General features: G+C 70.5%; 17 protein-coding genes. 6 read left to right on the forward strand and 11 right to left on the reverse strand.

Features of this window, described 5'->3' with window-relative positions:
- Window positions 1–337 precede the first annotated feature (337 nt).
- Window positions 338–1294, forward strand: a complete 957-nt coding sequence (locus AC31A1_RS09795) for an ABC transporter substrate-binding protein (RefSeq protein ID WP_489652875.1) — start codon at window positions 338–340, stop codon at window positions 1292–1294.
- A gap of 48 nt (window positions 1295–1342) precedes the next feature.
- Here AC31A1_RS09795 and AC31A1_RS09800 read toward each other — a convergent pair whose 3' ends face one another.
- The 5 genes from AC31A1_RS09800 to AC31A1_RS09820 form a co-directional block, all read right to left on the reverse strand.
- Complete coding sequence (locus tag AC31A1_RS09800) at window positions 1343–1942, reverse strand: GTP-binding protein (protein WP_393760126.1); 600 nt, start codon at window positions 1940–1942, stop codon at window positions 1343–1345.
- A complete protein-coding gene (locus AC31A1_RS09805) occupies window positions 1926–2282 on the reverse strand; it encodes a DUF742 domain-containing protein (protein ID WP_019059289.1) in 357 nt (118 codons plus the stop codon). The genes AC31A1_RS09800 and AC31A1_RS09805 overlap by 17 nt, the downstream gene beginning before the upstream one ends.
- On the reverse strand, window positions 2279–2707 hold the full coding sequence (locus tag AC31A1_RS09810; RefSeq protein WP_033286269.1) for a roadblock/LC7 domain-containing protein: 429 nt from the start codon (window positions 2705–2707) through the stop codon (window positions 2279–2281). The genes AC31A1_RS09805 and AC31A1_RS09810 overlap by 4 nt, the downstream gene beginning before the upstream one ends.
- Window positions 2704–4962: a sensor histidine kinase gene (locus AC31A1_RS09815; protein ID WP_489652876.1), complete on the reverse strand. Its 2259-nt coding sequence runs from the start codon at window positions 4960–4962 to the stop codon at window positions 2704–2706. Before AC31A1_RS09815 ends, AC31A1_RS09810 begins: the two co-directional genes overlap by 4 nt.
- Window positions 4963–5214: 252 nt before the next feature.
- A complete protein-coding gene (locus AC31A1_RS09820; protein ID WP_489652877.1) occupies window positions 5215–6408 on the reverse strand; it encodes a DUF5685 family protein in 1194 nt (397 codons plus the stop codon).
- 333 nt (window positions 6409–6741) lie between these two features.
- Here AC31A1_RS09820 and AC31A1_RS09825 point away from each other — a divergent pair, with 333 nt between their 5' ends.
- On the forward strand, window positions 6742–7182 hold the full coding sequence (locus tag AC31A1_RS09825; protein WP_019059292.1) for a cell division protein SepF: 441 nt from the start codon (window positions 6742–6744) through the stop codon (window positions 7180–7182).
- Between the two features lie 69 nt (window positions 7183–7251).
- Here the strand turns inward: AC31A1_RS09825 and AC31A1_RS09830 are convergent, their stop codons facing one another.
- Together AC31A1_RS09830 and AC31A1_RS09835 are read right to left on the reverse strand one after the other, a co-directional pair.
- Window positions 7252–8442 (reverse strand): acyl-CoA dehydrogenase family protein, encoded by a 1191-nt coding sequence (locus AC31A1_RS09830; protein ID WP_489652878.1) that lies wholly within the window; start codon window positions 8440–8442, stop codon window positions 7252–7254.
- A gap of 289 nt (window positions 8443–8731) precedes the next feature.
- Entirely contained in the window at window positions 8732–10333 is a 1602-nt protein-coding gene (locus AC31A1_RS09835; protein WP_489652879.1) for an MFS transporter, read from the reverse strand.
- A gap of 259 nt (window positions 10334–10592) precedes the next feature.
- Here AC31A1_RS09835 and AC31A1_RS09840 point away from each other — a divergent pair, with 259 nt between their 5' ends.
- Both AC31A1_RS09840 and AC31A1_RS09845 read left to right on the forward strand, forming a co-directional pair.
- The gene (locus AC31A1_RS09840; RefSeq protein ID WP_489652880.1) at window positions 10593–11735 is read left to right on the forward strand and encodes a hypothetical protein; all 1143 of its coding nucleotides are present in this window, start codon (window positions 10593–10595) and stop codon (window positions 11733–11735) included.
- Window positions 11736–11973: 238 nt separating this feature from the next.
- Window positions 11974–13017 carry a phosphatase PAP2 family protein gene (locus tag AC31A1_RS09845; protein ID WP_489652881.1) on the forward strand — a complete coding sequence of 348 codons (1044 nt, stop codon included), beginning with the start codon at window positions 11974–11976 and terminating at the stop codon, window positions 13015–13017.
- Window positions 13018–13116: 99 nt separating this feature from the next.
- Here AC31A1_RS09845 and AC31A1_RS09850 read toward each other — a convergent pair whose 3' ends face one another.
- The 4 genes from AC31A1_RS09850 to AC31A1_RS09865 form a co-directional block, all read right to left on the reverse strand.
- A complete protein-coding gene (locus AC31A1_RS09850; protein ID WP_489652882.1) occupies window positions 13117–13332 on the reverse strand; it encodes an I78 family peptidase inhibitor in 216 nt (71 codons plus the stop codon).
- Between the two features lie 262 nt (window positions 13333–13594).
- Window positions 13595–14596, reverse strand: a complete 1002-nt coding sequence (locus AC31A1_RS09855) for a helix-turn-helix transcriptional regulator (RefSeq protein ID WP_489652883.1) — start codon at window positions 14594–14596, stop codon at window positions 13595–13597.
- A gap of 46 nt (window positions 14597–14642) precedes the next feature.
- Entirely contained in the window at window positions 14643–15926 is a 1284-nt protein-coding gene (locus tag AC31A1_RS09860) for an ABC transporter substrate-binding protein (RefSeq protein WP_489652884.1), read from the reverse strand.
- A 70-nt stretch (window positions 15927–15996) separates the two neighbouring features.
- Window positions 15997–16551, reverse strand: a complete 555-nt coding sequence (locus AC31A1_RS09865; protein ID WP_489652889.1) for an MTB12 C-terminal domain-containing protein — start codon at window positions 16549–16551, stop codon at window positions 15997–15999.
- Between the two features lie 122 nt (window positions 16552–16673).
- Between AC31A1_RS09865 and AC31A1_RS09870 the strand changes: the two genes are divergently transcribed.
- Both AC31A1_RS09870 and AC31A1_RS09875 read left to right on the forward strand, forming a co-directional pair.
- Entirely contained in the window at window positions 16674–17150 is a 477-nt protein-coding gene (locus AC31A1_RS09870; protein WP_489652885.1) for a hypothetical protein, read from the forward strand.
- 8 nt (window positions 17151–17158) lie between these two features.
- Window positions 17159–18974 (forward strand): ABC transporter permease subunit (locus AC31A1_RS09875; RefSeq protein WP_489652886.1); only part of this gene is annotated, 1816 nt, incomplete at its 3' end.

Here is an 18974-nt window from a genome sequence, read left to right on the forward strand (position 1 = left end):
GGCCGTGCACCGAGGGTACGGCGCCGTTTCCCCTCGCTGTCAAGGCTGTCCATACTGTGAGCGGTACGTCTCAAGTCGGTTGACGCCCAACCGGATGCCTGTTCCACTTACTCCATGCATCCACAGCAGTGGCTGGTCAAGCGCTCCCACATCGACTTCGGTCGAGTGTGGTCTTCCTCCTGTTGAGCTGACCCACTGCACGCCCTGATCCCCGGTTCTCCCGCCTGATCGGGCGCTTCTCGCGTTCTCCCCCGCACCTCCTCCGTCGCCTTCACACGCGCACCCCTCACCCTCCCCTCGGGTTCTGCTCACTCTTGCTCTCAGGAGACCGCACACGATGCGTACGCCCACGCGCACCCGTTATCGGCATTTCGCACCCTTTGCCCTGATCACCTCGGCGGCCCTGCTGCTCACGGCCTGCGGTTCCGGCTCGGACGACGCGAGCGGCACCACGGCGAACGCGGCGGCGGCCAAGGCCGACAAGATCCCCACCACGGACGTCGTCTCGGCCATCCCGAAGGACGCGGCGGCGGCCAAGCTGCTCCCGTCCGGCACCACGAGCCTGACCGTGGCGGTGGCCGTCGGCGGCACACCACCCGGCACCACCTACCTCGACGACGGCAAGACGCTGACCGGCCAGGACGTCGACTTCGCGGACGCCGTGGCGAAGGTTCTCGGCATCAGACTCAAGACGGAACAGGCGAGTTTCGAGGCGATCCTGCCCGCCCTCGACAGCGGCAAGTACGACTTCGGCGCCAGCAACTTCGGCGTGACCGACGAACGCCGCAAGACGATCGACTTCGTCACCTACATCAACGACGGCCAGGGCTTCGCCACCCGCAAGGACAGCAAGCTCGCCAAGGTCACCGACCTCAAGCAGCTCTGCGGCCTGAACGTCGCGACCGGCGCGGGCACCACCTTCGAGGCCACGCTTGAGGAGAACAAGAAGGTCTGCACGGACGCCGGCAAGAAGGCGTACAACGTGCAGACCTACAGCGAGTCCGGCGCGATCTGGTCATCCCTCCAACAGGGCCGCAGCGACGTCGTGATGTCCACGATCAACGGCCTCCGCTACGCCGTCGCCCAGCAGACCGGCATCAAGTTCCTCAACGAGTTCCACCGCCTGGACGTCGGCTTCGCCTTCAAGAAGGGCACGAAGCTGGCGCCCGCCTTCCAGGCCGCGGTGAACAAGCTCATCGCTGACGGCACGTACGACAAGATCCTCAAAAAGTGGGGAACGACGGGCTCGGCGATAGCGAAGTCGCAGGTGTCCCCACCGGAACTGAAGAACTAAGCAGGGCCGGAGGGGGCCCGGTTCGCGGATCGGCCCCCCTCCTCCCGCCTATCGCGACAGGGCGGCCGTACGACGACGTGGTGTGGCCCGGACCCCGATCACCCGGTCCATCAACGCCCCCAACACGTCCCGTACGGACCCCCGCTCACGCGCGTCGCACTCCAGCACAGGCACGTCCGCGCCCAGCCCCAGCGCCTCCCGCACCTCGTCCACGTCGAACCGCTCCGCCCCGTCGAACCGGTTCACCGCGAGGACGAACGGCGCGCCCTGCGACTCGAAGTAGTCGACCGCGGGGAAGCAGTCCTCGATCCGCCGGGTGTCCACGAGGACCACCGTGCCGAGTGCGCCCTCCACCAAGTCGTCCCAGAGGAAGGAGAACCGGTCCTGCCCGGGTGTGCCGAACAGGTACAGCGCGATCGTCGGGTCGAGCGTGATCCGCCCGAAGTCGAGGGCGACGGTCGTGGTGGTCTTCGCCTCGACGCCCTCCAACGAGTCGACACCGACGGAGACTTGGGTGATCGCCGCCTCCGTGTCGAGGGGTTCGATCTCCGAAATGGCCCCGATGAACGTGGTCTTGCCGACCCCGAGGCCGCCGCTGACCACGATCTTCACGGCCAGCGGCACGATCTTGTCAGAGCGCCCGGACATGGTCCCTGATCCTTTCGAGCATCGGGAGCGGCAGCTCCGCGGGTTGCCGGCAGGCGAGTTGCCCGGCGACGACGAGGTCGGAGATGAGCACCTTGGCCACTCCGAGGGGTACGCCGACGCGGTGCGCCACCTCGGCGACGGTCGTCGGCTGTTCGCACACCGCGACGATGTGGCGCCGCTCGAACGTGAGCGACGGATCCGGCACGCCGACGGCGACGACCAGCGTCTCCAGCCGCAGATCGGCCTGGAGAGGCTCGGACCGGCCGCCGGTGATGATGAACGGCCGGACGAACGTCGCGTCCTCGTCAGGTTCTACGTCCCTGGGCTGTTCACCGTTCACCGTGGCAACGCCTGCCGCAGATCGGCGATGAGCGTCGGGGTGAGCAGATCACCCGCCCGCTCCGCGAGCACCGCCATCTCGTAGCCGACCAGGCCCAGTTCACCGCTGCTGTCGGCGAGGACACCGAGACAGCTGCCGTCCCGGATCGCCGAGACGAGCAGGAAACCGCGCCCCATCTCGATCATGATGAGCTTGACCCCGTCGAAGCTGTACCGCTTGGACGCGCTGCGGGCCAGACTGCTCAACCCCGAGACGATCGCGGCGAGATGGTCGGCCTCGGTCCGCCCGAGCCCGTCCGACACGGCGATCAGCAGCCCGTCGGAGGAGACGGCGACCGCGTCGCGTACGCCGTCGGTGCTCTTGACGAAGTTGGCGAGCAGCCAGTTGAAGGTCTGGGAGTCGTGCGGGGTGTCGACGGTGGTCACTTGGCGGCACCCTCGTTCGTCTCGGCGTTCTTCGCGGCACTCTTCTCGGTCTTCTGCTTCTCCTTCTCGACGCTGATCCCGCCCCGCATGTGGGCGCTGCGCAGGGTGGAGAGCATCCCGGAGACCTGTTCGGGGGTCCGTTCCGGGTTGGGTGGTGTGGTGGGAGCGGGTCGGCCACTCCGGTCGGTCTCACTCACCGCTGCCGCGATACCGCTGCGCTGCGGCCGCTTGACCAGGCCGTTGCGGGTGCGCGCGGCGGACGAACCGCCCTTGGCGGCGACCGGGGCGGCCACCGCTTCGGTCTCCTCGCTCTTCATCTCCTCCGTCTCCGCCTTCCTGGGTGCGGGAACCGCCGGCCCCGTCTCGACCGCCTTCTCCGTCAGCAGCCCCGCGGGGATCAGCACCCGGGCGACCACACCGGCCGCCGGTGCCTCGCCGAGCCGTACCTCGATGCCGCACTTGCGGGCGAGCGCGCCGACCACGAAGTGGCCCAGGAACCGGGTGGGTTCGGCCATGAAGCTGGCGGTGCCGGAGAGCCGTACGTTGGCCTCGGCGAGGGCCTGGTTGTCCATGCCGAAGCCGTGGTCGACGATCGCGACCAGATACCCGGCGCTGGTGCGCCTTCCCTCGATCTCCACATCGGAGTCCGGCGGCGAGAAGCTCAGCGCGTTCTCCACCAACTCGGCCAGCAGATGGGCGATTTCGACGACGATGGAGCCGGTGACGAACGCGGGCTCGATGCGGCGCAGGGTGACCCGGCGGTACTCCTCGACCTCGGACAGCGCGGCGCGCAGCACGTCGTTGACGGCCAGCGGCGTGGACCAGGGGCGGGGGCTGGACTCTCCGGCGAGCACGAGGAGGCTTTCGGCGTTGCGGCGCATACGGGTGGCCAGGTGGTCGAGTTCGAAGAGGTTGGCGAGGGTCGCGGGGTCGGCGTCCTCGTGCTCCAGCTTGTTGATGAAGCTGATCTGACGGCGCACCAGGTTCTGGTTGCGACGCCCCAGGCTGACCAGCGAGTCGGTGGCGTTGCGCCGCAACACGGCCTGCTCGGTGGCGAGTTCGAAGGCGGACCGCTGCACCCGGTCGAACGCGTCGGCCACCTCCCGCACTTCGGCCCCCGCCTTGTCGGCGACGGCGAGCGGAGCGGGCGGCTTCGGCGCCTCCCCGGACGACCCGTCCTGTACGGCGGCCACGGCCTGCGGCAGCCGGCTCCCGGCCACCTCCCGTGCCTGCCGGGCGAGTTCGACGAGCGGCGTGGAGACGGACCGTACGCAGTCGAGGGCCAGCGCGCCGAGCGCGGCGACCGTGGCGAGGGCGAGCAGCAGGAACAGCAGCAGGTCGCGCTGGGCCGAACTCTCCAACTGGGCGGCGCGGTTCTCGACATCGGCGCCGAGGCCGCTCTGTACGTCCCGCATCCCGTTGATGGTGGAGGTCATCGAGTCCCACCAGGCCATGGGCGGGATCGCGCTCGACTTCAGCTTCCCGGTGCCGTGCACCGCCTTGCTCTCGTACGCCAGCGCGCGCTCGGCGTCGGGCGTGGTCAGGGCGGTGTTCAGACGCCGTTCCTGCACGGCGGTGGCCGAACGGGGGAAGGCGTCGAGGGCGGCGAGGCGTCCGGCGCGGATCTCCATGAACCGGCTGTAGTCGTCGCCGCGGAACTTCCCGGCGCGCACGGAGCCGAGCACGATGGCCCGCTCCTCGCCGGTGAACTCCTTGGCGTTGCCGAGGACTTGGAGCGCCTGGTAGGCGTCGCGCAGGTTGCCGTCGTGGACGTCTTCGAGGCCGAGGTCGAGCCGGTCGAGGACGGTGATCGTGGTGGTGAAGTAGTCGAAGGTGTCCTTCACCACGCCGGTGCCGTCGTCGGCGTCCTTGCGGATGCCGGTGAGGCCGTCGAGCCGGCCGAGGGACTCGCGCACCGAACCGGCGGCCGAGTCCTCACGCCCCTTCAGGGCCACGTCCAGCTGCTCGCGCGCGGCGTCGGTCGCCTTGCGCTGCGTGGGCAGCTTGGCGCTGAACTGCTGGACGCCGCCGACGTATCCGGTGGTGAGCCCGCGCTCCTTCTGGAGTTCGTGGACGAGTCCCTGGAGGGTGATTTCCAGGCGGGCGTTGTCGGCGGTCGCGGAAGCGTTGCGATAGGCGGAGATCTGGTCGGCGGCCGCGATACCGAGCAGGGCGAGCAGGACCGCGAGGGCGAGGATCAGAATCCTCAGCAGCCTGGTGCGGATGCTGGTGGTCGCTTTTGTTGTGACGTCCACTGAAGTGCCTTAAGTGGGTGGCGAGTTGATCGGGTTCGATCAGGGTCGATCGGGGATCGGCCCTGGGGCAGAAATGGTTCTGCTCCCGCCCAACGACACTCACGGCACAGCGGTCACCGGATCATGTTTTTGTTTTACCGCCCTGAAACAGGATCATGGCCGACCTCGCGGGTCGGCCATGATCCTCAAGTGGCGTGTATACAACGGTGACGACGGCCCGTCACGGCCAACAGGTCACGGCACTCGGCATATTCAGCAGTCGCAGCACGACAGACATTCACAACATTCGCAGCATTCGCACGCGTCACAGCACGAGCAGTCGCAACTGGAGCAGCACCCCTCGCGCCGCCGCCCCGACCACGGCCCCTCGAACTCGTCGGCGCAGCACACCTTGCAGGTGCAGCAGAGCCCGAGGGCGGCGGCGCACCCGGCCCAGAACCCGCGCCCGTCGGGCCGCGGGGGCTCACCGCCGTAGGGTTTGCCGTCGTGCCGCGGATCGCCCGGCAGGTACGGAGTCCGCGGCGGCCCGAACGCACCCTCCGGTCCGTGCCCGCACGACCGGGTGCCGAAGGCCCGGTCCACCGAGCGCCCCAGTTCGTGGGCGAGCAGCAGATGCGCGAGCCTGCCGTCCGCGCTGTGCTTTTCCGGGGAGACCCCAGACCCCCAGGCGACCTCCCGCAGCGCGAGCCGTATCCCGTGCAGCGCGTCGTCGGCCAGTCGCCGTGCCTCGGTGAGCGGGGTGCCGGTCGCCGTGAGGGGGTTCCAGGCGCCTGACGCGGCGTCGGTCTCCTTGTCCTCCACGGCGTCCAGGAGATGCGCGAGCCGCCCGAAGAGGCGTCCGGCCTCGGCGAGCGGTGCGGCGTTGCCGGGCCGTCCGGCCAGGATCGCGGTGTGCGCGAAGGCGGCCGCGGTGGCGGTCTCGGTCGGTTCGGTGACGGTCAGGATCGGCGTCCCGGGGCCGGCCAGGGACTCGATGCCGAACTGCCGCTCCACGGCGTCGACGAGCACGGCGGCGTCGAACCCGACCGCCGAACCGGTGCGCGCCCCGGCCCGCCCCCAGCTCCCGGCGATCCGCCGCGCGGCCGGCGCCACCGGCCTGCGGGCCAGCAGCCCGTCCCCGTCGGCGACATGGTCACGCACCTTGGCGGAGGCGAGCACCAGCGAGACGGCCGCCGCGAGCCGGGCTCCCTCGCCCTGCGCGACGGACGCGGTCCGCATTCCGCGCAACGGGCAGGGCCCGGCCGTACGACGCCATCCGCCGCCCGCCCGCTCGACCTGAGCCTCCGTCAGGACCGAGAGGAGCAAACCGTCGTAGTTCGTGACAACCCTCGCGAACTGCCCGTGTTCCTCGCGCAGTGCGAGACACAGCCCGCACAAATGCGCCATCCACTGGGTCTTGAGGTTCTCACCGAGTCTGTGACTGCAGGGCCGGACCATTCCGAACACGACAACCCCCCGTGGCGTGAACGACATCTGACTGGGCATCCGGAGACCGATATGGCATCTGACCGGGCGTTGAGCAGCCGCTTCGTATCGACCACCTCGTTCACCCGTACGCACCAGCCGTCACCCGGACGCCGAGAAGAATCATATTTCACTCTCAGTCAGCAGCCTTGTCCAGCAACACCCTTGATACACGGGGGCCCTCGACGTATTGGCTGTGCACCAGTAGCGTCACAAACCCCCCGCGCGGCGTCTATCCACTTGGCGCGCGATCCGCATCATGGATGACCATAGGGATGCGGAAAGCAAGTAAGACCGCTGTGAGAGGAGGCGTCCATGGGATCGGTACGCAAGGCGAGTGCTTGGCTTGGACTCGTTGACGACAACGATGACGAGCGTTACTACGACGACGACTACTCCGAAGGGACCGAGCAGCCCGGAGATGCCTGGGTCACGGATCCGCGGGTGAAGGTGGCGGAGGACGTCGCCGAGGTGAAGGGCCGGCGGATCGGCACGGTCACCCCGGACAGCTTCCGGGACGCCCGCGCGATCGGCGAGCTGTTCCGGGAAGGGGTTCCGGTGATCGTGAACCTCACGGCGATGGAGGCGACCGACGCCAAGCGCGTGGTCGACTTCGCGGCCGGCCTCACCTTCGGCCTGCGCGGCACGATCGAGCGGGTCGCGAACCGTGTCTTCCTGCTGACCCCCGCCAACACGGAGATCGTCAGCGGCGACCCCGCCGTGCGCCGTGAGGACGGTTTCTTCAACCAGAGCTGAGGCAGGGCCGCTTACCGGCCCTGCCTCCCGCAGGGTTGATCAACGTCGATCAGGGGTCTTCGGGTCTTCCTACCGGAAGGCGTCGAGTCCGGTGAGCGCCTTGCCCAGCACGAGCTGGTGCATCTCGACGGTGCCCTCGTACGTGAGCACCGACTCCAGGTTCGTCGCGTGCCGCATCACGGGGTACTCCAGTGAGATCCCGTTGGCACCGAGGATCGTCCGTGCCGTACGACAGATCTCGATGGCCTCTCGTACGTTGTTCAGCTTGCCGAAGCTGACCTGCTCGGGACGCAGGCGCCCGGCGTCCATGCGCCGCCCCAGGTGATGGGCGAGCAGAATCCCCTTGTGCAGTTCGACCGCCATGTCGGCGAGCTTGGCCTGGGTGAGCTGGAAGCCGCCGATGGGCCGCCCGAACTGCTCCCGGGTCTTCGCGTATTCGACGGCGGACTCGAAGGAAGCGCGCGCCGCGCCCATCGCACCCCACACGATTCCGTAACGAGCGTGCGACAGACAGCTGAGCGGACCCTTCAGCCCTACGACCTCCGGCAGCACGGCGTCGGCGGGCAACCGGACGTCGTCGAGGACGAGTTCGCTGGTGACGGATGCGCGGAGTGACCATTTGTGCTTGATCTCGGGCGCGGAGAAGCCGGCGCTCTCGGTGGGTACGACGAACCCGCGGATCCCGTCGTCGCTCTGCGCCCATACGACGGCGACGCCGGCCACCGACCCGTTGGTGATCCACATCTTGCGGCCGTTGAGGACCCAGTCGCCGCCGTCGCGCTTGGCGTAGGTGCGCATCGCTCCGGGGTCGGAACCGTGGTCGGGTTCGGTGAGCCCGAAGCAGCCGATGACGTCGCCGGACGCCATGCGCGGCAACCAGGTCTGCTTCTGCTCCTCGCTCCCGAAGCGGTGGATGGCGTACATGGCGAGGGACCCCTGCACGGAGACGAGCGACCGGATCCCGGAGTCCGCGGCCTCCAACTCCAGGCAGGCGAGCCCGTATTGGACGGCGGAGGCCCCGGCACAGCCGTATCCGCTGAGCGACATCCCGAGCGCCCCGATGCCACCGAGTTCGCGGGCGAGCTCCCTGATCCCGGGCAACTCCCCCTTCTCGTACCACTCCGCGACGTACGGCAACACCCTGTCCGCGGCCCACGCCCGGACGGTGTCCCGGATCGCGAGGTCCTCGGGGTCGAGCAGGTCGTCGATGCCGAGGGGGTCGGCGGGGTCGAAAGGGGGCAACTTCGAGGACGCAGCCATGGCAGAGCCTCCGGCACTTAAAACTATCACCGCTAGTTACAACAACGCCCTGACGTTACGACTCCCGGTGTCACACGTCCAGCGCGTCGCGCCCTACCCAGCCTTTCCCACCAGCCCACCCGTGCGAGGCGCCGACAAGTGACCGTCTGCCTCGGGGGTTGAGCACCGCGGGCGACGGCCGCACCATTCCCCAACCGGCACCCGCCAACGGCGGGACACCCCCACAGGACACGTTCACCTCTCGATTGCCCGTAAACGGGTGGTGCGTGGGTGGGAGGGCGTCCTGGCGTCAGGCGGAGACGCGGGACTCTGCTACTTCCCTCGGGGCAGGGACCGTGGCCAGAGGTGCCTCGCAGTGCATGATCCGGGGCAATCTCAATGCCATCACCGCGCCCAGCAGCAGCAACCCCGCACTGACGAGCAACGTGACATGCAGGCCGTGGACGAAAGCGTGCCGTGCCGCGTCGCGCAGGGCGGCTCCACGCGCCCCGCCGAGCCGCCCGGCGACGTCGTACGCCTCGCCCAGCGAATGCCCAGCGGACGCCGACGCGAACGCCGGTACACCGGGAACGGACGACAACCCGGGCGCGTACGCCGCGTTCATCACGCTGCCGAGGAGCGCGATGCCGATGCCCGCGCCGAGTTGGTAGGAGGTCTCGCCTATGGCCGCGGCGCCACCCGCCTGCGCCGGCGGCGCCTCGCTCAGCATCGACTCGTACGCCCCGAAGAGCGTCATCTCCAGCCCGAACCCGAGCAACAGGAACCCGAAGAGCAGCAGCCCGGTGTTGTCCCGCTCGCCCATCGCGGTCAGCGTCAGCACCGAGAACGCGGTCAGACAGAAGCCGAAGCACACCATCCGGCGCGGCCCGAACCGCCGGAGCATCCGCGCCCCGAACAATCCCGCCGCCATCGCCGCGAACGTCAGCGGCAGCAGCCGTAGACCCGTCTGGAGGGGCGACAGGCCGAGGACCAGTTGCAGGTACTGCGCCGCGATCAGCTCCAGGCCCACCAGTGCCAGCATCGCCAGCACGATGCAGCCCACGGACGTGCTGAACGCCGGCCTGCGGAACATCTTCAGGTCCACCAGCGGATGCGTACGGCGCCGTTGTCGTCGTACGAAGAGAACCAGCAGCACCGCGCCCACGAGCAGCGGGGCCACGGTCCACCCGCTCTCCACCGGCTCCCCGCCACCGAGCCGCTTCACGCCGAAGACGACACCGAAGAGACCGCCCGCGGCCATGAGCGCGCCGACGACGTCCCACGGGCCGTCGCGGTCGCCGCGGGACTCGGGCAGCAGGAGCCGCCCGATCGGCAGGCTGATCAGCATCAGCGGGATGTTGACGAGGAAGACCGAGCCCCACCAGAAGTGCTCCAGCAGGAAGCCCCCGAGCAGCGGGCCCACCGCCGCGCCGACCGCCGCCACCGCGCTCCACACGCCGATCGCCACCGCCCGCTCGCGCCGGTCGGGGAAGACCTGGCGGAGGATCGAGAGCGTGGCCGGCATGATCATCGCGCCGCCGACGCCGAGCAGCGCCCGCGCGAGGATCAGGATCTGGGCGTCGTGCGCGAGGGCGGCCAGGCCGGAGGCGATGCCGAAGAGGCCGTAGCCGAGAAGGAGGATCCGCCTGCGGCCCACTCGGTCGCCGAGCGTGCCGAAGAGGATGAGGAGCGAGGCGCAGACCAGCGGATAGACGTCGACGATCCAGAGCAGCTCTATCGCGCCGGGTTTGAGGTCCTCGGTGACGGCGGGCACCGCGACATGGAGCACGGTGGCGTCGAGCGCGACGAGCAGCAGGCTGACACAGAGGACGACGAGGACGACCCAGCGGTTGGCACCGGCCCCGGCCGCCCGACGGCGCAGCGCTGCGGCGGCCGTGGTCGTCCCGGACATGAACTACCTCCCAGATGATCCCTCGCGTTCGGCGGGCTCACGGGGTGGGGACTCCCCGTGACTGCGGCCGGAGAGGAGCGGTGTCTCCGACCCGCGCAACGAAGGCGAGTGAGCCGTCAGCGTACGCGAGTTCACGCCGATGCCACGTGGCGGACCTCTCACACTCCCCGGAGAACACGTGTGGCGTACACCACTCACCCTTCCGTGGACCACGCCCCGCCGGGCCCGCCGGTTCCGCGCCCCCTCGATAATCGGGTCCGTGAACGATCTCGCAGCACCTCTGCGCCGGGCGGCCCCGGCCCTCCTCGGGTACGCCGCCGTCCGCGCCCTGGGGCTGGTGGTGCTCGCGGTGTGGAGCGCGGCGCGCGGCAAGAGCGCCCACACCTTGCTGACGGCCCGCTGGGACGCACTCTGGTACACCCGGGTCGCCGACCTCGGTTACGGCTACGAGGTCCGCCTCCCGAACGGCGACGTCCATTCGAACCTCGCCTTCTTCCCGCTGCTGCCCTGGCTGGAGCGGCTCGTGCACGCGGTGACCCCACTGTCGTACGCCGACGGCGGTTTCGTGGTGAGCCTGCTCGCCTCCCTCGCGGCGGCCTGGGGGATATTCGCGGTCGCTGAGCACGTGTACAGCCGTAGGGCGGGGGTGTGCGCGGTACTGCTGTGGGCCGTGCTCCCGGTCGGGATCGTGCAGTCGATGGCGTACAGCGAGTCGCTCTTCACGGCGCTGGCCGCGTGGTCCCTGTACGCCGTCCTGACCGGCCGCTGGCCGGCAGCCGGGGTCCTTGCCCTGTTCGCCGGTCTCACACGGCCCGTGGGGCTCGCCGTGGTGGCCGCGGTGTGGGTCGCCGGTGTCGCCTCTTTCGTGCGGGTCCGCAGCACGGCGCCCGCGCCCGGCGCGCGGGTCTGGCCGCGCGCCCTCGGGATGGCGCTCGCGCCCCTCGGCGCCGCCGGGTACGTCCTGTGGGTCGGCCATCGCACCGGCAAGGGTCCGCTGGGCTATCTCGACGTGCAGGCGGGCTGGCGCAACGGTTTCGACGGGGGTGCCGCCTTCGCCCGTTTCGTCGGCGACAAGTTCACGTCGTTCCCCTCGGCCCTGGCCGGGGTGGGGCTGATCGTCGGGGTCGGGCTGGTCCTCTGGCTGTACGTCGTGGGTGTCCGGCAGGGCCAGCCGCTGCCGCTTCTGGTGTACACCGGCGTCGTCACCGCGCTCGCGCTGTGCGCGTCGAGCTACTTCGGCTCGAAACCGCGCCTGCTGATGCCCGCCTTCCCCCTGTTGCTCCCCCTCGCGCTCGCCCTGGCCCGGCTGCGTACGTCCAGGTCAGTGTGGGTGGTGGGTGGTGTCGCGGTGGCGTCGGCCGTGTACGGGGCGTTCTGGCTGAACGGCTCCGGCCCGCCATGATCCACTCGTCACGCTCCATGAGCGCCCGGCCAATTCCACCCCAGCATTTGGTGAACTAATTCATAAGGACCATAAAACTCGACCCCGGCATGATCAAAGGAATTGAAGGACGGAGCGGTCCTGGATTGCGGAATCCCCGGAAATAAACCTGCTCCTGAGAGCTTTCCCACATCACATCGTCATCACAAAGCCGCTGATTCGACGGGGATCCACACTCACTCGCTGTAACGTCGATTGAGTGCGTACCGAACGAAACCTCACCCGTCTGGACCGGGTGTTCGCGAGGCTGGACCGTGAACCTGAACGGCCGGCCAACATCGATGTGCCGAAGATGAGCCGGCACAGGGTCGTGCTCTTCGCGGCGACCCTGGCCTTCTATCTGGCGATCGTGTGGCTCGTCGTGACCACGTCCTGGCTGGTCCGGTTCGACTGGCAGGTCATGTTCTTCCGGCCGTACCAGCAGTGGGCCGGCATCCACTGGTTCGTCGACTACTACGTGGTCCTCGGCCAGCGCGGCCCCACCGCGGTGATGGTCGCGGCCTGGCTGGGCTGGCGCTCCTGGCGGCAGCACACGCTGCGCCCGCTGCTGACCCTGGGCACCTTGCTGCTGCTGCTGAACATCACGGTCGGCGCTGCCAAGCTCGGCATGGGCCGCCTCGGCCCGCACTACGCCACCGTCATCGGCTCGAACGAGATGGGCCTGGGCGGCGATATATTTCCCAGCGGCCATACCGCCAACGCGGTCGTGACCTGGGGAATCCTCGCGTATCTGGCCTCCACGCCGGCCGCCCGCCGCTGGCTGTCCGCCGCCTCCGCGGTGACCTCGCTCGGCGTCGGTCTCGCCACGGTCTACCTCGGCACGCACTGGCTGAGCGACGTGCTGCTCGGCTGGGCCGCCGGTCTGCTGGTCCTGCTCGCCCTTCCCTGGTGCGAGCCGCTGATCGCCCTGGCCGAGACCCGCATCTTCGACTACCGCGACCGCTGGCGCGCCCGTCGCGGCGGCACGGCGCCCGCACCCGTGCCCGCGTCCCCGGTCACCGCGCCGGTGCTGCTCAAGCCGCGCGCCTCCTCCTCGGGCGACGAGGTCCCGGCGGCCCGTGAGACGGTCACCGCGAGCCGTTCGGCCCGGCCACCGGCCCATCTCGCCCCGAGCCCGCACACGACCCGCTCGGAGCGCACCCCGGTCACCCCGATCGGCAGCCGCCGCCCGCCGCACCCCGACCGCGTGGCACGCGGCACGACGCCGGCCACGGCCACGGCCCGTCCAGCGGCGGGCGGCTGACCCCCGCCCCGGACCGCGGGGCCGGTACGCACAACCATCCCCGCGCATCAAGAAGGCCCCGTTCCTCCAGCGGAACCGGGGCCTTCGTCATGTCCGCGCTCAGCCCTTCCAGGCGCGCGCCACGGTGCCGTCCTCGACCTCGAAGTTGAGCCGTCCCACGCGGAACTCCATGGTGATGATCGCGCCCGGCGGCAGCGATCGCACGGTCGACCAGCCGCGTTCCCGCGCGAGCCGCTCGGCCTCTGCCGCGTCGAGGCCCACATAGCTGTTCGGACTGTCCTGGGGCTCTGCCGGTGGAGTCGGAATGGATGCCATGCCCGCCACGCTAGCCCCTCTTCCCCTCTCTCCGTCCCTCTCCGGTCACACTTCTGTCACAGGATCAGGACGTGTGTTTTGTTCTGCATCCCTCACACGTATGAGCGGTTCCGTACGCCTTCCGCAGGCATTCGAACGTAATTCCCGCATGTCGGTCCGGCTCCCCGAATAGCCCGGCGGAAAGTGCCGCGAGAACCGGCCGGGCACCCCTTTCCATTCGGATTCCGTGCGCTACGGCGGCAGCTGACGCCGCATAAGAGTTTCACCGTTCCGGCACAGAATCGCCGTGGGCTCCCGGGCCGTGCCGCTCCAGCGTGCGGGTCAGCCGGTCCCGGGCCGTCCTGATCCTCTCGGTCAGCTCGACGGGCTCCAGGACCTCGAAGTCGAAGCCCATCATCATCACGTGGATCACCATCACGTCGAGGTTCGGGGCCCCGGTCCGCAGCAGACAGGCGTCCGGCCCGTCGGCCTCCAGCGTCCCGCCGGACGGTGAGATCCGTTCGGCCGCCTCCTGGAGGGGCACGAGCAGCCGGACGACGGCGTGCGAGGCGTACGCGCGCGTGGAGACCCCTTTCGAGACGTGCGCGGCGAGGTCGTCGGCCGGTGGCTCGCGCGAGGTGAAGCGCGGCCCGTGCGGCGGCCGGGGCGTGACGCGGTCGACGCGGAAGGTGCGCCAGTCCTCGCGGTCCAGGTCCCAGGCGACCAGGTACCAGCGGCGCTCGGTGCACACCAGGCGATGCGGTTCGACGCTGCGCCGGGTCGGGGTGCCGTCGTGGCTCTCGTAGTCGAAGCGCAGCCGCTCGGCGTCCCGGCACAGGGCGGCCAGTTCGGTCAGGACGGCGGGGTCGACGGCGGACGGCAGCGTGTTGTGCAGCATCGGCACGGTGAACGCGTTGAGGGCGCCCACCCGGCGGCGCAACCGGCTCGGGAGCACCTGTTCGAGCTTGGTGAGGGCGCGTACGGAGGTCTCGCCGATGCCCTCGATGCCCTGCCCGGCGGCGGTGCGCAGGCCGACCGCCACGGCGACCGCCTCGTCGTCGTCCAGGAGCAGCGGCGGCAACTCGGCGCCCGCGCCCAGCTGGTAGCCGCCGCCCGTGCCGGGACTGGCGTTGACGGGATACCCCAGCTCCCGCAGCCGGTCCACGTCCCGGCGCACCGTACGCGGGGTGACGCCGAGCCGGTCGGCCAGGTCGGCGCCGGACCACTCGCGGTGGGCCTGGAGCAGCGAGAGCAGACGCAGGAGTCGTGCCGAGGTCTCCAACATGGTCGAAGTCTCTATCAAGGGCGGCCTGTATCAACGGCGGCCCGCATCAAGGGCGGTACGGCAGCTGTGGCACGTCGAAACAGGTGCGGTTCATGTCCCCTTGCGGGACCCACCCCTTGCCGTCCTGCCAGCGGGCCACCGACAGACACGTCCTACGCGTCTTCGGCGGTTCGGCGAGCCGCTCGAAAGAGACCGGAACCAACAGGCCGCCTGCGGTGTAGTTCTCGCTCCGATTCATGAACCCGTCGACGCACGCACGCGTGACGCCCGTTTTCGTCCTCGCACACGACCTCGCCGCGTCCGTGAACCACATCGCGGCCGCCCACCCCTCCAACTGCCACTGGGAATGAGTCTTCAGCCCCTTCGTCGCGTCCCTGAAGTCCCGTACGGCCGCCTGGGATGTGTCGTCGAAGTCGCGGCTGGATCCGGTCGCCCACAGGGCGTTGCGGCAGCGCGGGGAGTTTTTGTAGTCCTCCGGGACGGTGGACGTCCAGTTCTGTACGTTCGTCACCTTGGCGATGACCTTCGCGCCGACCTGGTCCATCGCCTCGCACAGCTGGGCGTTCCCGTGTGTGTCGATGGCGTCGAAGACCAGGTCCGCGCCCTGCTGCTTCAAGTCGGCCGCCACGGCACGGAAGTTGGGCAGCGCGAAGTCGACCTGCTCGGTGACGACCTTGTACCCCTCCGCCTTCAGCCCCTGCTCGACGAGTCGGGCGTAGGCGGCGGACGCGGCCTGGTTGTACGACACGACGGCGGCGGTACGGGCGCCCTGCTCGCGCTTGAAGTACCGGTAGACCTCCGTGCCGCCGTACAGCTGCCCGCCCCAGCCCGGGGTGCCGGTGCGGGGCGCGAGGCTGCCGTAGATGCCGTACAGGTGCGGCCAGGTGTCGTAGGCGGCGCCGATGGGCTGGCCGCCGATGTCGGGCACGCGCGCGTGGGAGACGCGGGAGGCGCCCGCGTAGTCGAGGGCGGTGGTGGCGACCAGGGCGACCACCTTGTCCTCGTCGATCAGCTGGTGCACGCACGCGTTGTTGCCGACACCGCTGCCGCCGTCGTCGCACAGGCGCACCTCGACCGGGTGCCCGTCGATGCCCCCGCGCGCGTCGAGGCGGTCGACGTACGCCTTGGCTCCGTCGCGGGGCCCGGTGAAGGTGTCACCGCCGACCGGGCTGGTCGCGCTGGTGATGATGCCGACCCGGATCGGAGTGCCGCTGGTGGGCGCGGGCGTACGGGAGTTGCCGTGCTCGAAGTCGCTCTCCGGGAGGCGGCTGCCGCAGGCCGCGCTCCCCAGGAGCAGCAGCACCGCGGCAGCGGCCCTAGTCCCTGCCATCAGACTCCCGCCTGCCCGGCGACGCCTGGCACGCACATCTGGGCGAACGACGGGAGTCTGATGGCAGGGACTAGCAGCCCGTCCCGGGCGACTGCGAGGCATCGCCGCTCAACGCCACCAGCGCGCACAGGGTGTTGACGGACACCTTCCAGGTGCCGTCCTGCTCGACGGCCGTCCCGGAGGCGTTCGGCAGGGCGGTGGCGCCGTTCAGGGTCAGGCTGTACGTCACGGTCGCCTGGGTCGCCGAGGTGAACTCGACCTTCTGGACGACCGCCTGGACCTGCCCGCCGCGCTTGTCGCCGCTGAAGGCCTTCAGGACCGGGCCCATCTTGTCGCCGTTCTCCAGGACGGCCTGTTTGTCCGCGCTGGAGCCGGCCGGGTCGAAGAACTTCTTCCAATTGGCCTTGATCTGCGTCGTCGCGGCGGCCGGGTCCGCGGGCGCGGTCGCCGGGGCGCTCGTCGGCTGCTCGACGGACGGGGTGGGCGGCGGTGCGCTGCCGCCACCCCCGCTGTCGTCGCTGCAGGCCGCCAGGGCCGGCCCGAGCACGAGGACCAGGGCGGCCGCGACCGCCGTGCCCCGCACGCGCCGTGAGTTCCTTCGCCTGAGGTCGCTCCCGAGAACCATCTGGCTCACCGCCGGGTGTCGTTCCGGGCCGTGCTCGCCCGGTGTTTTCAGGTCAGGTGTCAGAAGGCATAGTGCAAGCCATTGGCCGGCATGGACAGACACACGACGTGTGGGGGCCGTAAATGCGGACAGCCCGACTGCGGACCGTGCACCCCGCCCTGTGGGCCGGCTGGGCCGCGCTCGCCGCGGGCGCGGTCCTGTGCGTGCTCGGCTGGTACGGCGTCTCCGGCGAGCGCTACGCGGAACGCCAACTCCCCTACCTGGCCTCCTGCACGATCCCCGGCGCCGCGCTGATCGTCGCCGCCGCCATCCTGCTCACCCACGGCCGCAGCGCCCTCGCCGCCGCGCGCGCGGAGGAGCTGTACGGCCTTCTCGTGGCCGCCGAACCCGCCGAGGCCGAGGAGTCCGCGCGGGCCGCCGCGGCGCCCGTGGCGGTCAGCGGGGACCTGCTGATGGTGCCGGGCGGCACGTTGTGGCACCGCGCGGACTGCCCGTTGGTCGCCGGGAAGCCGGAGGCGGTGCCGGTGGACTCGAAGCTCGTGGCGAACGGCGAGTTGAGCCCCTGCCCGATCTGCGAACCCGCCGAAGCCGACGACTGAGGCCCTGGATGTCCTCCTTCACCTACGACCTCACCCTCGCCGGTCTCTCCGTCGGCGGCGCCGCCGCGCTCACCGGGATCGGCCTGATCGTGACGTACCGGGCGACCGGCGTCCTCAACTTCGCGCACGGCGCGGTCGCGATGGTGTGCGCGTACGTGCTGCGGCAGTGCGTGGCCGGGTGGGGATGGCCACTCTGGCTCGGCGCGGTGGTGACCTTGCTCTTCCTGGCGCCGGGCATCGGAGTGGCTCTGGAACGGTTCGTCTTCCGCCCGTTGGCGGTCCTCGGCGGCGATCCGGCGCAGACGCTGGTCGCGTCCATCGGCGTGTTCGTGCTGCTGGTCGGCGGGGCCGCCCTCGTGTGGGGGCAGGGGGCACGGGACGACGCTCCGGAGCTGGTGTCGGCCGATCCCTGGGGGCAGTTGGCGGTGGTGCTCGTGCTGGCCGGCGGAGTTGGGGCGGTGATCCGGTGGACGCGTTTCGGGCGGGAGCTGCGGGCCGTCGTGGACGACCGCCAACTCGCGGTACTGGGTGGCGTGGACGCGGACCGGGTGGCCGCGGCGGGCTGGGCCTTCGGGTCCTTCACGGCGGGGCTGACGGGCGTGCTCCTCGCGCCCTACGTGCGCCTTGACCCGTACGGCCTGCCGCTGCTCGTCATGGAGGTGGTGGCGGTCGCGGTGGCCGCGCGGATGCGGAGCCTGCCGGTCGCCGTGGTGGTGGCGCTGGGGATCGGCGTCGGGCAGAGCCAGTTGACGCGGCTCCATCTGCCGGGCTGGGGTGGGCAGTTGCTGCAGGCGGCGGGCGCGAACCTGTTCGTGGTCGCCCTGCTGGTCGCGGCGCTTGTGCTGCCCGGTCTCGGCTCCCGGGACGCCCTCCCCCGCACCGCGACGGCCCGCGTGGCGACGCCTCCCGGTGCCTGGATCGTGGCCGGGGTGCTGTTCCTCCTCCCGCTCGGCTTCGCCGGCTCGGACCTGCACACCTCGGTCCAGGTCCCGGCGCTGGGCGTGGTGTTGCTGTCCCTGGTGGTGGTTACCGGGCGCGGCGGTCAGCTCTCGCTGGGGCAGGCGGCGTACGCGGGCCTGGGCGCCCTGTTCACGGCGTTGCTGGCGGCGGGCCGCTTCCCGCTCCTCCCCCGCCTCCCGGAACTGGCCGCGCTGGCGGTGGCGGTCCTCCTGGCCGCTCCCCTGGGCCTGTTGACCGGCTGGCCCGCGATCAGCCGCCACGGCCTGGCCCTCGCCCTCGCGACCTTCGCGGCCGGCGTCGGGGTCAGCCGCTTCGTCTTCGCCCAGCCGTACGCCACGTCGGGTCTGTCGCTGGCCCGCCCGTCCGGCTTCGACGGCGACCGCGCCTACTACGTCCTCGAACTCGCCCTCCTGACAGCCTCGTTGCTGGCGACCCACGCCCTGCGCCGGGGACGCACGGGCCGCGCCCTCGGCGCCCTGCGCGACCACGAACAGGGCGCGTCCGCGGCGGGCGTCCAGGTCCCGTCCCTGAAAGTCCTGGCCTTCGTCGCGGGCGCCGCCCTGGCCGCCCTCGGCGGCGGCATGCTCGGCATGGGCGTACGCGCCTTCGACCCCTCGGCCTACGACCCCGTCCGGGGACTGCTGTGGTTCGCCGCGGTGGTCGTCCTGGGCGCCGACAGCACACTGGGCGCACTGGCGGCCGCGGCCCTGCTGGTCGGGCTGGACGCGGGCGCGCGCGGCGGGGTGGCGGCCGCGCTGATCGGGGTGCTGGCGGTGTGCGTGGGTCGCTTTCCCGGGGGGCCGTACGAGGCGTTCCGGGCGGCGGCGGGGCGGCTGCGGCCTCAACGGAGGGTACGGCTCACGC

Source organism: Streptomyces sp. P5F9 (assembly GCF_057961495.1).

Bases quoted from the DNA above. Each gene is read 5' to 3' on its own strand.
- AC31A1_RS09865 (WP_489652889.1), bottom strand. From the start codon at position 16,551: ATGGTTCTCGGGAGCGACCTCAGGCGAAGGAACTCACGGCGCGTGCGG.
- AC31A1_RS09870 (WP_489652885.1), top strand. From the start codon at position 16,674: ATGCGGACAGCCCGACTGCGGACCGTGCACCCCGCCCTGTGGGCCGGC.
- AC31A1_RS09860 (WP_489652884.1), bottom strand. From the start codon at position 15,926: ATGGCAGGGACTAGGGCCGCTGCCGCGGTGCTGCTGCTCCTGGGGAGC.
- AC31A1_RS09795 (WP_489652875.1), top strand. From the start codon at position 338: ATGCGTACGCCCACGCGCACCCGTTATCGGCATTTCGCACCCTTTGCC.
- AC31A1_RS09850 (WP_489652882.1), bottom strand. From the start codon at position 13,332: ATGGCATCCATTCCGACTCCACCGGCAGAGCCCCAGGACAGTCCGAAC.
- AC31A1_RS09825 (WP_019059292.1), top strand. From the start codon at position 6,742: ATGGGATCGGTACGCAAGGCGAGTGCTTGGCTTGGACTCGTTGACGAC.
- AC31A1_RS09855 (WP_489652883.1), bottom strand. From the start codon at position 14,596: ATGTTGGAGACCTCGGCACGACTCCTGCGTCTGCTCTCGCTGCTCCAG.
- AC31A1_RS09830 (WP_489652878.1), bottom strand. From the start codon at position 8,442: ATGGCTGCGTCCTCGAAGTTGCCCCCTTTCGACCCCGCCGACCCCCTC.
- AC31A1_RS09800 (WP_393760126.1), bottom strand. From the start codon at position 1,942: ATGTCCGGGCGCTCTGACAAGATCGTGCCGCTGGCCGTGAAGATCGTG.
- AC31A1_RS09835 (WP_489652879.1), bottom strand. From the start codon at position 10,333: ATGTCCGGGACGACCACGGCCGCCGCAGCGCTGCGCCGTCGGGCGGCC.